Origin of the sequence: Sphingobacterium cavernae (assembly GCF_008520265.1) — a bacterium.
GTDB lineage: Bacteria > Bacteroidota > Bacteroidia > Sphingobacteriales > Sphingobacteriaceae > Sphingobacterium > Sphingobacterium cavernae.
Window position 1 is genome coordinate 1 of the sequence record NZ_VIQM01000022.1, and the last position, 15,476, is coordinate 15,476.

16 protein-coding genes and 1 pseudogene are annotated in these 15,476 nt (G+C 36.8%); 10 read left to right on the top strand and 7 right to left on the bottom strand.

The features are described 5' to 3' along the window. A partial coding sequence (locus tag FLS47_RS18925) for a helix-turn-helix domain-containing protein (protein WP_149912942.1) occupies nt 1-93 on the bottom strand: 93 nt, incomplete at its 3' end. Between the two features lie 116 nt (nt 94-209). Between FLS47_RS18925 and tnpA the strand changes: the two are divergent. Continuing rightward, nucleotides 210-623, top strand: a pseudogene (gene tnpA, locus FLS47_RS03140) (IS200/IS605 family transposase). 104 nt (nt 624-727) lie between these two features. Here the strand turns inward: tnpA and serS are convergent. After that, nucleotides 728-1,999, bottom strand: a complete 1,272-nt coding sequence (gene serS, locus FLS47_RS03145; RefSeq protein WP_149912943.1) for a serine--tRNA ligase — start codon at nt 1,997-1,999, stop codon at nt 728-730. Nucleotides 2,000-2,222: 223 nt separating this feature from the next. Between serS and rsmI the strand changes: the two genes are divergently transcribed. Genes rsmI through FLS47_RS03165 form a run of 4 tightly spaced genes read left to right on the top strand, consistent with a single transcriptional unit; the run spans nt 2,223 to nt 6,460 of the window. Beyond that, entirely contained in the window at nt 2,223-2,888 is a 666-nt protein-coding gene (gene rsmI / locus FLS47_RS03150) for a 16S rRNA (cytidine(1402)-2'-O)-methyltransferase (RefSeq protein ID WP_149912944.1), read from the top strand. Nucleotides 2,889-2,918: 30 nt separating this feature from the next. Next, nucleotides 2,919-3,671: a PH domain-containing protein gene (locus FLS47_RS03155; protein ID WP_149912945.1), complete on the top strand. Its 753-nt coding sequence runs from the start codon at nt 2,919-2,921 to the stop codon at nt 3,669-3,671. Nucleotides 3,672-3,680: 9 nt separating this feature from the next. Continuing rightward, entirely contained in the window at nt 3,681-5,291 is a 1,611-nt protein-coding gene (gene lnt, locus FLS47_RS03160; protein WP_149912946.1) for an apolipoprotein N-acyltransferase, read from the top strand. A 35-nt stretch (nt 5,292-5,326) separates the two neighbouring features. Further along, a complete protein-coding gene (locus FLS47_RS03165) occupies nt 5,327-6,460 on the top strand; it encodes a cysteine desulfurase family protein (protein WP_149912947.1) in 1,134 nt (377 codons plus the stop codon). A 47-nt stretch (nt 6,461-6,507) separates the two neighbouring features. On the opposite strand, the gene FLS47_RS03170 is transcribed toward FLS47_RS03165, so the two are convergent. After that, nucleotides 6,508-6,924 (bottom strand): copper resistance protein NlpE, encoded by a 417-nt coding sequence (locus tag FLS47_RS03170; RefSeq protein WP_149912948.1) that lies wholly within the window; start codon nt 6,922-6,924, stop codon nt 6,508-6,510. Between the two features lie 61 nt (nt 6,925-6,985). Then, nucleotides 6,986-7,318 carry a tetratricopeptide repeat protein gene (locus FLS47_RS03175; protein WP_149912949.1) on the bottom strand — a complete coding sequence of 111 codons (333 nt, stop codon included), beginning with the start codon at nt 7,316-7,318 and terminating at the stop codon, nt 6,986-6,988. 140 nt (nt 7,319-7,458) lie between these two features. Here FLS47_RS03175 and FLS47_RS03180 point away from each other — a divergent pair, with 140 nt between their 5' ends. The 4 genes from FLS47_RS03180 to FLS47_RS03195 all read left to right on the top strand — a co-directional run bounded on the left by FLS47_RS03180 (nt 7,459) and on the right by FLS47_RS03195 (nt 11,308). Further along, nucleotides 7,459-8,199, top strand: a complete 741-nt coding sequence (locus tag FLS47_RS03180; protein WP_149912950.1) for an electron transfer flavoprotein subunit beta/FixA family protein — start codon at nt 7,459-7,461, stop codon at nt 8,197-8,199. A gap of 20 nt (nt 8,200-8,219) precedes the next feature. Beyond that, nucleotides 8,220-9,194 (top strand): electron transfer flavoprotein subunit alpha/FixB family protein, encoded by a 975-nt coding sequence (locus tag FLS47_RS03185; protein WP_149912951.1) that lies wholly within the window; start codon nt 8,220-8,222, stop codon nt 9,192-9,194. A gap of 101 nt (nt 9,195-9,295) precedes the next feature. Beyond that, on the top strand, nt 9,296-9,922 hold the full coding sequence (locus FLS47_RS03190; protein ID WP_149912952.1) for a bifunctional nuclease family protein: 627 nt from the start codon (nt 9,296-9,298) through the stop codon (nt 9,920-9,922). Between the two features lie 9 nt (nt 9,923-9,931). Continuing rightward, the gene (locus FLS47_RS03195; RefSeq protein WP_149912953.1) at nt 9,932-11,308 is read left to right on the top strand and encodes a nucleoside permease; all 1,377 of its coding nucleotides are present in this window, start codon (nt 9,932-9,934) and stop codon (nt 11,306-11,308) included. A gap of 54 nt (nt 11,309-11,362) precedes the next feature. Here the strand turns inward: FLS47_RS03195 and FLS47_RS03200 are convergent, their stop codons facing one another. Next, nucleotides 11,363-11,782, bottom strand: a complete 420-nt coding sequence (locus FLS47_RS03200) for a hypothetical protein (RefSeq protein WP_149912954.1) — start codon at nt 11,780-11,782, stop codon at nt 11,363-11,365. A 192-nt stretch (nt 11,783-11,974) separates the two neighbouring features. Beyond that, nucleotides 11,975-12,526 carry a C40 family peptidase gene (locus FLS47_RS03205; protein WP_149912955.1) on the bottom strand — a complete coding sequence of 184 codons (552 nt, stop codon included), beginning with the start codon at nt 12,524-12,526 and terminating at the stop codon, nt 11,975-11,977. A gap of 85 nt (nt 12,527-12,611) precedes the next feature. Here FLS47_RS03205 and FLS47_RS03210 point away from each other — a divergent pair, with 85 nt between their 5' ends. After that, the gene (locus FLS47_RS03210; RefSeq protein WP_149912956.1) at nt 12,612-13,508 is read left to right on the top strand and encodes an EamA family transporter; all 897 of its coding nucleotides are present in this window, start codon (nt 12,612-12,614) and stop codon (nt 13,506-13,508) included. Nucleotides 13,509-13,563: 55 nt separating this feature from the next. Here FLS47_RS03210 and FLS47_RS03215 read toward each other — a convergent pair whose 3' ends face one another. Continuing rightward, nucleotides 13,564-15,453: a vWA domain-containing protein gene (locus tag FLS47_RS03215; RefSeq protein WP_149912957.1), complete on the bottom strand. Its 1,890-nt coding sequence runs from the start codon at nt 15,451-15,453 to the stop codon at nt 13,564-13,566. Between the last annotated feature and the right edge of the window lie 23 nt (nt 15,454-15,476).

Sequence of the window (15,476 nt, forward strand, 5' to 3'; positions counted from 1 at the left end):
GTAACGGATACATCCAAAATGCTTATCCAACAACACTTTTTGCTCTTGTGTTGGCTGCAATTCAAATTCATATGTCCGAAAAATTATCTTCATTCTACTATTAAATAGTTTTATTTTATGCAAAGATACATTTTACTTATGCAGTCCGATACGTTTTTTGTAAATATTTCCATTTTCATTGAGAAACATTCACAAAAAAATTCGCTACTATGTCTAAAAAAAGTAATTACATCAGCACAAATCGTTCAAAACACTACTTAAAGTGTCATTTAATCTTCGTTTGCAAGTATCGTAAAAAGTAACTTGTCGGTCAGTTAAAAGATGATATGCGTTCTTTTCTCTTAAACATTACTTCTAATTCAGATTTTGAAATTGAAGTGTTTGAATCTGATTTAGAACACATCCATTTTCTTATTCGATATATCCCTCGTGTTTCAATTACTTCTATTGTTCGCAAGTTAAAACAAGAATCTACTTATTACATTTCGCGTTCACCACACAGGTCATTCTTATTTAAACATTTTTGGAAAGAATATACTTTCTGGTCTGATGGTTATTTTGTTTGTTCAATAGGTGAAGCATCTCCTGATACTATTCGTGAGTATATTCTCAATCAGGGTTAGTCGCTTACATCCAACAGGCTAAAGACCTGTGGGTTTTACGCTCCGTTTTATAAAAAAATGGCTACAGAATTATGTAGCCATTTTCAATATATCTAACCTTGATTTTAATCAATATATTCATAACCTGTGTAAGGCACCAATGCGGCAGGAATTTTGATTCCCTTATCAGATTGGTTGTTTTCTAAAATAGAAGCTACAATACGTGGCAATGCCAAAGCAGAACCATTCAACGTATGTGCTAATTGCATCTTACCATCCGCATTTTTGAAACGTACTTTCAAGCGATTTGATTGGAATGTCTCAAAGTTAGATACCGAAGACACTTCTAACCAACGTTCTTGCGCAGCTGAATACACTTCCATATCATAAGTCAATGCTGAGGTGAAACTCATATCACCGCCACACAAACGCAATACACGATACGGCAATTCTAATTTTTGCAACAAACCTTGTACGTACTGGCTCATTTCTTCCAATACTTCATATGATTTTTCTGGGTGTACGATTTGTACAGCCTCTACTTTATCGAATTGGTGAAGACGATTCAAGCCACGTACGTGCGCACCATATGAACCCGCCTCACGACGGAAACATGGCGTATACGCACAATGTCTGATTGGGAATTGCTCCTCTTTCACAATCACATCACGATACAAGTTTGTCACTGGTACTTCAGCAGTAGGAATCAAATACAAATCATCATTCGTCACATGATACATCTGACCTTCCTTATCTGGCAATTGCCCTGTCGCAAAAGCTGAAGCTTCATTTACCATTATCGGAACCTGCACCTCAGTATATCCTGCTTCGGCAGCTTGATCCAAGAAAAAGTTAATCAAAGCACGTTGTAAACGCGCACCTTTTCCTTTATAAACCGGGAAACCAGCACCTGTAACTTTTACCCCTAATTCTAAATCAACTATATCATATTTTGTCAGCAATTCCCAATGTGGCACTTTATTATCTGTTAGAGTCGGGACTTCGCCGTGTGTAAATACGACTTCATTATCATCAGCAGAAACCCCTCGAGGAACTGATGTATGAGGCAAATTTGGCAATTGCACAATTTTCTCCTGCAATGCAGATTCTACTTCAGCCAATTTGTCTAAAAATTGTTTTTGTTGCTCTTTATATCCGGACGATTTTGCTTTGATCGCTTCAGCTTCTTCTTTTTTACCTTGACGCATCAAATCACCGATTTGCTTAGCGGACGAATTTGCTTCTGCAGCTAACGCATCGGACTCATTCTGAATCTTGCGACGTTGTTCATCCAAGCTAATGATTTCGTCAACCAAAGCTACATCTTTAAAATTCTTAACGGCTAATCTTTCAATAACCGCATCCCTGTTTTCACGGATATAATTTAACTGCAACATATTATTTTGAGTTTATGGGCACAAAGATAAGAAACTGAGGCAGACAATCCATTAAAATTTGCCAGAAAACAAAACGTTAACACTGTAGCAATATTGAGAATAACACCGTTCTTATAATAGAATAAATTTTTCCATTACAGCTTTCCTAAAGACTTAGACGCCGTGTTTAAGTCTTTTTTATCACATCGTTTTGCAACTACCTTATATTACGTACCTTTGAGGTATGCTATATTTAGTCCCTACGCCAATCGGCAATTTGGAAGATATGACTTTCCGTGCGATACGTATTTTGAAAGAATCAGATTTGATTTTAGCAGAAGATACGCGTACAAGTGCGCCCATGCTTAAGCATTTTGGCATCGAGAAGAAAGTATTTGCGCATCACCAGCACAATGAACACAAGGCTGTTTCGGAAATAATCAAGTTTTTGAAAGAAGGACAAACTATTTCCTTGATTTCTGATGCAGGTACACCTGCAATATCAGATCCTGGTTTTCTATTGGTGCGTGAAGCCATTAAAGAGGGACTAGAAGTACAATGTTTGCCTGGCGCAACCGCTTTTGTTCCTGCGTTGGTAAATTCTGGATTACCGAATGATAGGTTTTGTTTTGAAGGTTTTCTTCCTGTGAAAAAAGGTCGTCAAACCCGAATGAAACAGCTTGCTGATGAAAAAAGAACAATGATATTTTATGAATCACCGCATCGAATCTTAAAAACCATTGAAGAATTGATAACCTACTTTGGCGAAGAACGACAAGCTTCTATATCCAGAGAATTGAGTAAATTGTACGAAGAAAATGTAAGGGGAACTTTAGCGGAGCTAAAATTACATTTTGAAAACAATGCGATTAAGGGAGAATTTGTATTTTGTGTAGCAGGAGCAGAATAAATAAACAAGAATTTAACTTATCACTTTACTATGAGCTTAGATAAATTTGTACAAGATGGTCAAGATCCAAAAGTGATCGAGAAGATATACTCTAAGATTTCTACGATGTTGAATCAAGATGAAGTCGTTAGCTATATTGCTTTACAGAAAAAACCAGCTGTAACTTTATTGCCGGACAGTATTGCGATTAGTAACAAACGTATATTCTTGTGTGAATTCACAAAATTGGGTTTGGCAACAAATTTTGAAATCTTTGATTGGAAAGATATTAAAGATATCGCTTTCAAAGAAGAAATTTTTGGTTCAAAAGTAACAGTTATCCCATTTACTGGTGAAAATCTGAGCATAGATTATATCCCAAAAACCCAAGCTAGACGCTTATACCAGCTTATAAAAGAAGTTTTGGAAGAAATAAAATCAAGTCCAAAGAAGGCTGAGCCAAAGCCAGTTGTTGAAACACAGCCATCGATTTCAAAACCAGTCGTTCCAGTTCGTGATATTTATGTCGAAAAAGTAGAAGAAACTACACTTCCAAAAATAGAAGAACCACCAAAAGTTATCGAAATCGAGCAGCCTACTGTTGTAACACAAGACCACACGTATACTGCGCCTGTGAATCAAACTTATCAAGCTCCAATTTACACTCCGCCAGCTACTGAGATAGAAGAAGTTGAAGATGAATTGACTTTAAAGCTAAAGAAACTGAAAAATCTTTACGACAAACAGTTGATTTCGCAAGCGGAATACGAAAATAAAAAAGCAGAAATTCTAGCACAGTTATAAATATAGCACGTGAAACAAAATTATTTACTGGCACTTTTAAGTGCCTTTGTTCTTTGGTTAGGATGGCCACCAATTCCATACAGTAGTGTATTGTTACTTGTCGGCTTCGTACCTTTATTAGTAGCAGTTGAAAAAATTATTCGTGACGATTTTGCCAAAAAAGGAACTAAAATATTTTGGGCATCCTTTCTTACCGGTTTTGTTTGGAATACAGCTTCTATTTATTGGGTATTTAATTCATTGAATGCCGTATTGCCATCTTGGGTATCACTTCTAATATCCCTCATACCATTCGGACTGGCGCCATTACTCATGGCAACTGTATTTCGAATGTATTACGAACTCCGTAAAAAACAATCTGTTTCAATATCTTTGATATGCTTAGTATCACTTTGGATTGGATACGAATACTTACATCAAACGTGGGATTTAGCATTTCCATGGATGACGCTAGGAAACGGATTTGCCAATTTTCATCAAATAATTCAATGGTACAGCGTGACGGGAGTTTATGGGGGTACATTATGGATATGGATTGTGAATATTTTGGCTTTCTTATTTTATTGGCAATACAAACACAAGGTACAAGCGTATTCGCAGAAGATTATTCTTTCATTAGGAATTGGTGTCATCGCGTTGCCGATTTTGATTTCGGTAACTCAATATTACAGTTACGAAGAACCTATTAATCCTTCAGAAATAGTCGTTGTACAGCCTAACATAGATCCTTACCAAAAGTTTGGATCCATTTCTCCAGCCGAACAATTGGAAAATTTGATTACGCTTTCGAAAAGTGTCGCGAAGCCCAATACCGAGTTTTTTGTTTGGCCAGAAACAGCCATTTCCGAACGCGGAGGAATTAATGAAGAAGATTTTAGACAATATCCTTCTTATACAAGAATTGTGAATTTCTTAGGCGAATATCATAACGGAAATGTATTATCAGGAATCGAAAGTTACAGAATTTATCAAGATAAACAGACCAACACTGCACGACCATTTGGGGCGAGTTATGTAGATAGCTTCAATGGTTCGACCTTAATAGATGGCTCAAGTATTTTACAATATTACCATAAATCAAAACTTGTTCCTGGTGTAGAACAATTGCCATTTGGCAATTGGTTGGCTTTTATGACACCATTGTTCGATCATTTTGGTGGCACAACAGGAGGTTATGGTAAAGATGCAGAGCCGAAAGTGTTATATTCTCAAAGTGGAATAGGTGCAGCACCAACAATTTGTTACGAGTCCATTTGGGGTGATTATGTTGCAGAATATGTAAAAAATGGTGCGCAATTTATCGCTGTAATGACTAACGATGGTTGGTGGAAAAACACTTCTGGGAAAGACCAACACATGGCTTATGCAAAACTTCGCGCTATAGAAAATAGACGTTGGGTAGCACGCTCCGCAAATACAGGAATTTCTGGCTTTATAAATCAAAAAGGTGATATCGTGCAGCATACGGAATGGTGGGTACCCACTGCGTTATCACAAGAAATTAATTTAAACGACGAAAAGACATTTTATACAAAAAATGGAGATTTGATTGTATATTTCGGGTTATTTGGTAGTTTATTGTCATTTCTTCTGTTGATTATTTCGAAATACAAAAAATAATTCGAAAACTTTTTTCAAATGCCTAATTTTGCCGAATGCACATATATCTAGATAACGCCGCTACCACTCCTTTAGCCCCAGAAGTAATTGAAGTAATGGTAGAAACCATGAAAAATGAATATGGAAACCCTTCATCAATTCATGCTCATGGTCGTCAGGCTAAAACTATAGTTGAAAAAGCAAGAAAGACTATTGCCAATCTTCTACATGCTTCACCAGCAGAAATTTTCTTTACTTCAGGTGGTACAGAAGCAGATAATATGGCTATCGTTCGTTCGATTGAGGCATACGGCATTACTCACGCGATTACCACTCCTATAGAACACCATGCGGTTTTGCATACGCTGGAAGAATTAGCAAAGAATGACAAGATTCAGTTGGATTTGTTACGCTTAGATGCACAAGGAAATATTGACTTAAATCAGCTGGAGGAATTGTTGGCGAAAAATCCACGTACTTTAGTTTCCATAATGCATGCAAACAATGAACTCGGCAATCTTACAGACATCAAAAGAGTTTCTGAGATCTGTCAGCAATTCCATGCTATTTTCCATTCGGATACTGTACAAACAATGGGACACTATAAACATGATCTGTCTGAGCTCAAAATTGATTTTATAACAGGTGCTGGTCATAAATTCCATGGTCCTAAGGGTGTCGGATTTTTATATATCAATGGCAATAATAAAATAAAGCCACTAATTTTCGGTGGTGCGCAGGAACGTAATATGCGTGGCGGCACAGAGAATGTGTATGGGATTGTCGGACTAGCAAAAGCTCTGGAAATTGCTTACCGTGATATGGAAGAACATCAAGCTTATATTCAAGGATTGAAAAGCTACATGATCGAAGAATTGAAAAAAGCAATTCCAACTATTGAATTTAATGGAAATCTTGATCCAGCTAATTCCTTGTATACTGTACTAAATGTTTCCTTACCTTGTAAAGATATGAGCGATATGTTGTTATTCAATTTGGATATTTCTGGTATTTCCGCTTCTGGCGGTAGCGCTTGTAGCTCGGGTTCAGACATCGGATCCCATGTTTTACGTGGAATTAATGCCAATCCAGATAGACCATCGGTCAGATTCTCATTTAGTAAGAATAATACAAAAGAAGAAATTGATACCGTAGTTGCGAAGTTGAAAGAAATTTGCGAACACAATTAACAACACAGGGCTGAAAAAATTCAGCCCTGTTTATAATATACTTAAATTTATCGGATTCGTGACAATTGATACTTCTCAGCTAGATCTCCTTTGATTTCGTTGCCCTCAAGATCAAGTTGAATCAAATAGTCCGGATTTATTTTATACTGATAATCAACACCTTCCAGGGTCAGCGTATTTTTTTTGATCGACCACTCCCCTTCTTTTATAAATTGATCTTCGGATTTGCCTTCATACATGTAACGTAAAACATAGGAGTTATCCTTATGCAATTCGAGCATTGTATTTATCGCCTCACAATCAACGCAAGGTAAATCACCACTGTAATATCCAGCCAAATTAGCTGATAAAACCTCCATGCTTTCAGTTTTATCCTTTGCCGCGACAGACTTCTGATTGTTGACACAGCTAAGAGCAACAGCTATCAGAATAAGCAAAAACGATATAGATAACAACCAACGCATAATGTTTTAAGCTATTCAAAAAGAATACCAAAACACTGGTTATTAATTTTTTTCTTAAAATTTAACAATCTTCTTCGTCATCCATCCCAAGTAACATATTCAAAGCCCCCATCAATTCTCCTTTAGCGTGGTTATTGCGCATTTTTGTAGCCACTAAAATACCCTTTTTATAAACTTCTTCTGCTTTTGCCGATTCCCTTAATTTTTCCAAAAATTTTCCAAAATGATAATAGCTTCCAACATAGTCAGGAAAATTAGTTAACATATTCTCAAAGCCCGCACGTGTTCTGGCAATATCATCCCCTTTCAGGAATTCCATGGTCAAAGCATAATGTAAGAACGGATCTTGTGGGCTTTCACGCAAAAACTCTTCTAACTGTTCAATTCGATTCATACTACAAAAATAAACTATTGCAACACAAAAGAATATATTCTACAAAATAATTTCCTATGCTTGCATAGCAAATTAAAATTATTTGTCTATATTTGATAAGCAAGCATAACTAGATAAACTTAATTGAAAACCTTATAAACATGAAAATATTAGTTTGTATAAGTAATGTTCCAGATACTACATCTAAAATTACATTTACGAATAACAATTCTGAATTTAATTCAGCGGGAGTCCAATATATTATCAATCCTTACGATGAAATTGCTTTGGCAAAAGCAATCGAACTTACGAACTCAGGAGCAAACGGAACTGTAACGGTGATCAATGTGGGCGAAGCCCATACCGAACCAACGATTCGTAAAGCATTGGCTATTGGCGCCGATAATGCAGTTCGAATAAATGCGAGTCCAGCTGATGCGTGGTTTGTGGCTAATCAAATTGCCGATTATGCCAAAAAGCATTCTTTTGATTTGATATTAACAGGACGTGAATCCATTGATTACAACGGTTCGCAAGTTGCCGCAATGGTTGCTGAACTTTTGAATTTACCCTCGGTATCTATTGCTAAAGGACTAAAAATTGAAGGAAGTCAAGCTAGTATAGAACGTGAGATTGAGGGGGGAAAAGAAGTTGTCTGTGCATCATTACCATTGGTTGTAGGAACAGCCGAGGGGGTTGCTGAACCGAAAATTCCAAATATGCGTGGTATTATGGCAGCACGAACAAAACCTTTGGAAGTGGTTGAACCTATTGAAGTCAAACCATTGATTAAAATCAATAATTACAGTACACCCCCAGCGCGAGGAAACGTAAAATTGATCGACGAAAACAACATTAATGAGTTAGTGAATCTACTACACAGCGAAGCTAAAGTTATCTAACCTAGAATAAAGAAAAGATTATGTCAGTTTTAGTATATATAGAAAATACAGAGGGGCAACTAAAGAAGTCTGCTTTTGAAGTGGCAACTTACGGGAAAGACATTGCTACACAATTAGGCACTGAAGCTATCGGAATTACTGTTGGGGATTTTCCTCAAGAGGAATTGAGTAAATTGGGTGCATATGGTATTTCCAAAATATTACACGTATCGAATGAAGATTTAAAATCATTTGTGAATCAAGCTTACGCTGCAATCATTGCATCCGCGGCGAAGCAACAAAATGTTACTGTAGTAGTACTTTCAAATACTTTTAGTGGGAAAGGATTGGCACCGCGTATCGCGACCAAACTGGAAGCAGGTTTAGTATCTGGAGCAGCGACTATTCCGACAATTTCGGGTGATAGATTTGAAATTAAGAAAACTGCATTTTCAAATAAAGCTATTGCAAACATCATTGTAGAGTCAGCCGTAAAAGTAATAACGGTAAATCCAAATGGCTATGCAGCTAAAGAGATTGGCGGTTCTGCACAGGTTGAGACTTTTTCTGCACCTGTGGAAGCATCGGATTTTGGAACAATTGTAAAAGATATTGTTCGTGCAAAAGATAAGATATCACTTCCCGAAGCAGAAATCGTTGTGTCAGCAGGCCGTGGAATGAAAGGACCAGAAAATTGGGCAATGGTTGAAGAATTAGCGGAAGTATTAGGCGCAGCTACAGCTTGTTCAAAACCTGTTTCTGATGCAGGCTGGCGACCACATTCGGAGCATGTCGGTCAGACAGGAATCGTCGTAAGTCCAAATTTATACATTGCAATAGGCATTTCAGGCGCAATTCAACATTTGTCAGGTGTTAGTTCATCGAAAACTATTGTGGTGATCAACAAAGATCCAGAAGCACCATTCTTTAAGGTAGCTGATTACGGAATCGTAGGCGATGCTTTCGTCATAGTTCCGAAATTGATAGAAGCGTTAAAAGCATATAAAGGAAACTAAACAAAATCATATCTATATTAAGGTAGTACGTACAAAAAATGCGCGTGCTACTTTTTTTTTGGCATTAATATTCACATCTTTGTATCATTGAAGGTGTTCGGATGAAGAAACTTAAGTTAGATATTGTTGGCTTATCGTATAGCCAAACACAATCAGGAGCATACGCACTTGTCTTGGGCGAAATAAATGGCAACAGACGCCTTCCTATCATCATTGGTAGTTTTGAGGCGCAGGCTATCGCGGTGGAAATCGAAAAGATGACGCCTAGTCGTCCACTAACGCACGACCTTTTCAAATCATTTTCTGAAACTTTTGATATTAGCATTGACGAAGTTTTGATTTACAACTTAGTAGATGGAATTTTCTTTGCGAAATTAATTTGTAGCCAAGGGAATGAAACCCATGAAATCGACGCACGCACTTCCGATGCTGTGGCTTTGGCAGTTAGATTTGAGTGTCCAATCTATACGTATGATTTTATCATGTCTTCTGCGGGAATAGTTATCGAAAGTAATGATTTCGCTTTTTTAGAAAATTTGAGCTCCGCAAACACTTCAGAAGGAACAACACCATCTCCAAAAAAAGAGTTCGAAAAGCCAAAAGAGGTTTCTCCTTATGCCTCGTTGACATTAGAAGAACTGGAAAGCACACTAGAAAAAGCAATTGCCAACGAGCAATACGAAGTCGCAGCAAAGATCCGTGACGAAATAGAAAAAAGAAAATCATAAAATAACACTATGTCTATCAAGTTAAGACTCACCATCATGAACTTCCTACAGTTCTTTGTTTGGGGAGCATGGTTAATTACAATAGCCAACTATTGGTTTGGGACTAAAAATTGGGATGGGACCCAGTTTGGAACCATATTCGCAACAATGGGGATTGCATCACTCTTTATGCCGACTATCATTGGTATAATCGCCGACCGCTGGATCAATGCGGAAAAACTTTATTCCTGTTTACATTTTCTTTATGCACTGTGCTTAATTTATTTGGCCAGAGTCGAAGATCCAAACACATTTTTCTATGTTATGCTTGCAGCTATGTGTTGCTACATGCCGACATTAGCACTTTCCAACTCCATCGCTTACTCTTCCCTCACAGCAGCAAAATATGATTTAATAAAAGCATTTCCTCCAGTTCGTGTGTGGGGTACTGTCGGTTTCATAGCTGCTATGTGGATTACGAATCTTTCTGGAAATAAAGCGACAGAATTTCAATTTTACATTGCCGCAGCAGGATCTATCACGCTGTCATTATACTCACTATTTGTGATTCCAAAATGTCCACCGCAGCGTTTAATAAAGGAAAATTCTAAATGGACAGAACTCTTAGGTTTGGAGGCTTTCAAATTATTCGCCAATTACAAAATGGCGCTATTCTTTATCTTCTCCATGTTTTTAGGTGCAGCATTACAACTGACGAATGCTTACGGTGATGTATTTTTAAGTGAATTTTCTTTTTATCCGAAATATGCCAACTCACTTGTAGTAGAAGGTTCGACAATAATTATGTCGATTTCTCAAATATCTGAAACCTTATTTATTCTGGCTATCCCATTTTTCTTGAAAAGATTTGGAATTCGTAATGTAATGTTATTTGCGATGGTGGCTTGGGTATTGCGATTTGGATTATTTGCATTTGGAAATCCGTCGGACGGGCTTTGGATGATTATTTTATCTTGCGTAGTCTATGGTTTAGCATTTGATTTCTTTAATATCTCAGGTTCGCTTTTCGTAGAAAGTTCTACAGATTCTAAAATCAGATCATCTGCGCAAGGCTTATTTATGATGATGACCAACGGTTTTGGTGCTGTATTTGGTTCAATTTCTTCGGGTTGGTTGATCGATAAATATTTTACACAAGGATTCAGCAATGTGAACAACTTGGCAAAACGTCTGGAAACAACTGTGGATAATTCTAAATTTTTGGAGTTTATCAACAGTAGAGGTATTACAATCGAAAATGGGATTTTCAACGAAGTACTTTATTTAAAGGATTGGCATAACATCTGGTTGACATTTGCAGGATATACATTATTAATAGTAATTGCCTTTGCAATACTATTCAAACACAAACACAATCCACAAGAAGTGGATAATATAACGCATTAAACGCGAAAGGGGAAATCAGTTGATTTCCCCTTTCGCATTTAATAAATATATTCTTTATTGTCTCGCCTGTGCTTCTGCTATCATGGTGATTACTGCATCTATTGTAGATTTAGCAGCATCTTTCATCTTTTGCGTGCCAGCGTAGTCGGCGTCTAGGACAACTTCTTTAGATTTTTCTTTATACGTATATTTCAAGATATAACGTGGTACATTTTTACCTTCATCTGCATTTGCTCTTGGCGTAGTCATATCATCATCCACATTCCAAAATCCTAATTCCATCGCTTTGCGGTGCAAGTATAGCAAATCATCCTTTCTGAATTTCACTGTATCTTTCATCACTTTATCATCTTTTGTCAAAAATTGATATTCAGCAGTTTTAGAATCATATTTATTCAACATTTCATCCGGTGTACCAAAAGTCAACTCGATAGATTCGAAATCTGAAAAACGATAAGGTGCATTTTTAATCATCGAAGAGTAATAAACCCAACAATAAATAATAAATGGAACAATAATACAAATGGCTAAAAAGATTCTTTTTGATTTACTAGTCATGACTTAATTAAAATATGCTGGCAAAAATACACAAATTGTCTTCACTATTATTGTATTCGTAGATTATGTACTTACAATTGACATTTGTATTACTTCCGTCAACTTTAATTATAATTCAGGTGTACCGCAGCGTGTAAAATATTTGTAATACCAAGGATCTTTCAGATTTGAAATTACAACACCTTGTTTGGTGGAAACATGTACAAATTTGTCATTGTGTAAATAAATGCCAACATGATCTATCGTGTTCCCTCCAAACGAGAAGAACACCAAATCACCTTCTTTTAACTGGTCATCATATTTCCGCTTAATCACTTCTCCCATATCACGCGCACTACGCGGTAAGTTTTTTCCATATACTTGTTGATATACCATTCCAACAAAACCCGAGCAGTCAATTCCTGATTTGGTCTGCCCACCCAAACGATGCGGACTACCCATCCATTCATCCACAAACTCGTAAAGTGAAGTATTTAATGATTTTGGATTGGTGCCCAATAAATCTCCATAATATTGTTTTACATCAGCTCTCTTGCCAGAATTAGGTCTTTCAATTGTTGTTCTATTTGCTGCTGTAACAGAAGATTTCCGCTTTACTCCACAAGAGTTTAAGAACAACATCACACAGATCGGCAGTATAAGTATTTGAATTTGTCTCATAATGATAGTCTAAAATACCAAAACAAAATGAAACAGCTGAAAAAGCTAATTCTTTTTATCCATATGAGTTAGGTATTTTTGCAAGATGAAACAATTTCAAGGCGCTCTAGCTGTTTTCATTGGCGCAGCAAGTTTTGGCGTATTATCTACTTTTGTAAAAAAAGCCTATGCTGCAGGTTTTTCGTTGGGTGAAGTGACGGGGGTGCAAGCCATGTTGGGGATGCTAATATTGTGGACGATTTTCATGATGATGAAAATTGGAAAAGTTGATTTTTCAAATTATCCGCGTAAAACTCCCTTTTGGAAAATTATAATTTCAGGGATTTCGACTGGTGTGGTAAGTGTGCTATATTACAAATGTGTACAACTTGTTCCCGCTTCTATTGCCATCGTATTATTGATGCAATTTATTTGGATAGGCGCTTTAATTAATTTCATTGTTTTTAAACAAAGACCATCCAGAAAGCAAAGCATTGGAATTATCCTGATTTTGATTGCTACATTATTTGCTACTGGTGCCCTTGAGTCTTCGATTCACGATATTTCTGTAGTAGGAATTGCTTATGGACTATTTGCTGCTTTGGCGTATGCCATATTTTTGATGGTAAATGGAAAAGTTGGAAACGATTATCCACCTGTACAGAAAAGTGCATTGATGGTCACAGGAGCTTTTTTAATGATTTTAGTTTTATTACAACCGATAACATTATTTCAACCCGATATTGACACACAAATCTATAAATATGGGATTTTGTTAGCGTTGTTCGGCACCGTTCTACCTCCATTTCTATTTGCTTATGGCATGCCAAAAATCGATTTGGCATTGGGTTCAATTTTAAGCGCAGTCGAATTACCTGTAGCTGTTGCTATGTCCTACTTCATATTGCATGAAAATGTGTCCCTATTGCAATGGCTCGGTGTTGGATTTATTCTTGTTGTAGTCGTGTGGACCAATTATAAGAAGAAGACTAACACACTCTAAAAAGAAAATGTCATGCTTAACTTTGTTCAGCATGACATTTTTGAATCACTATATTTTACTTCTGCACCAAATCATTACTTTTCATTAAAGCTTTTGCATTTTCTGCTATTTTGATAAATTCAGCACGATAACCTTCATCATCCTGTCCTTTACTTGCTTTCGCACGTTTGATAAGAGAATCAAAATTCGCTTGCTGTTTGTATGAAGAATTACGCAACAACATCCCCAACTCTGCTACCGCTGTAGCAAAATTAAAATCCGCACTCATGGGTTTGACAGCATTGTGCAATACGATATGCTCTTGCAATTTTGATTTTTCTCCTTGAGGATCTTTGTACCGGAACTTCACAGTAGCTAATTCAGAAGAAGAATTAGAAATCGATTTTGATTTATTTTCTTGGTATTTCAATGGATCAACATTTCCAATCTCATCTGATTTGACACCAGTCGGAATGATATCATAAATAGCTGTAACTACATGTCCCACGCCCATATCGCCACCTACTTTTTTGTCATTGTTGAAATCTTCCGCAGCCATCAGTCTATTTTCATATCCTACCAAACGGTAATATTGTACATACTTCGGGTTAAACTCTACTTGGATTTTCACATCTTTTGCAACCGTAAACATTGTTCCGCCAAATTCTGAAATCATAGCTTTGCGCGCTTCCGAAATATCATTGATATAGGCATAGTTTCCACGACCTTTATTTGCCAAAAGTTCCAATTTACTATCCTTATAATTCCCCATACCATAACCCAGGATAGAAATATTTACACCCGATTCGCGTTCTCTCTCGATTAATTTTTCCATGTCCGAATCACTGGATGCACCCACGTTAAAGTCTCCATCCGTAGCCATGACGATTCTATTGTTTCCATCTGCAAGAAAATTTTTACGTGCTATGGAATACGCCATTTTTAGACCATCACCACCAGCAGTGCCCCCGCCAGCTTCCAAACCGTCGATGATTTCTTTAATTTTCATCTTACTAGCACCAGAAGTACTTTCCAAGCGAACTGTTGCATTTCCTGCATAGGTCACGATTGCAACTTTATCTTTATCGCGAAGCTGATCCACCAACAATTTTAAAGATGATTTTACCAAAGGCAATTTATTCGAATCATACATCGATCCCGAAACATCAATTAGAAATACAAAATTCGATGCTGGTAAATTATCCTTCGGAATATCTTTAGCCTTTAACGAAATGCGCAAAAGTTGGTGTTTACTATTCCAAGGCGAAGGAGACAATTCCGTTTTAATAGCTACAGGATTATTTCCTTCTGGCGAAGGCATATCGTATTGAAAATAATTTATCATTTCTTCTACACGAATGGCGTCCACAGGAGGCAAAGTTCCGGAGTTTAAAAATCTTTTTACATTATTGTACGATGCCACATCCACATCCGCTGCGAAAGTTGAAAGTGCTTCCTTGATTGGACTGACGAAACTATTTTCCGAAAAACCTTTATAAGATTCTGTATTTTGCTCTACTCTGCCTATTCCTCTAATCATTAAATTACTCCCACTTACGGTCTTATTGTTACTAACAGCCAAACCTGCTACGCTTCCTTGTAAATAACTAGTTGATCCCACTAAAGTTTCCTTTTTTTGTGTACCAAATCCTACAACCACGACTTCATCCATCGTATTCGCTATTGGTTCAAGAGAAATCTTAATTATTTTTTCATTTTTTACGATATGTTCAAAAGTATTATAGCCTAAAAATTGAAAACGCAACGTATCACCTTTGAAAGATGAGATTGAAAACTCACCCTTTTCATTGGTTTGGACATTTTTATTCTTACTTGACTGCACGGATACACCAGCGATAGAATTTTTGGAATCTATATCAGTTACAATGCCTTTGATTTCGATCAAACTTTGGCCATTTGCTACTATAGCAAATAGAACCATACATAATATTAGTAGCCTTTTCATATTAAATTCTTATTTAATTTTCC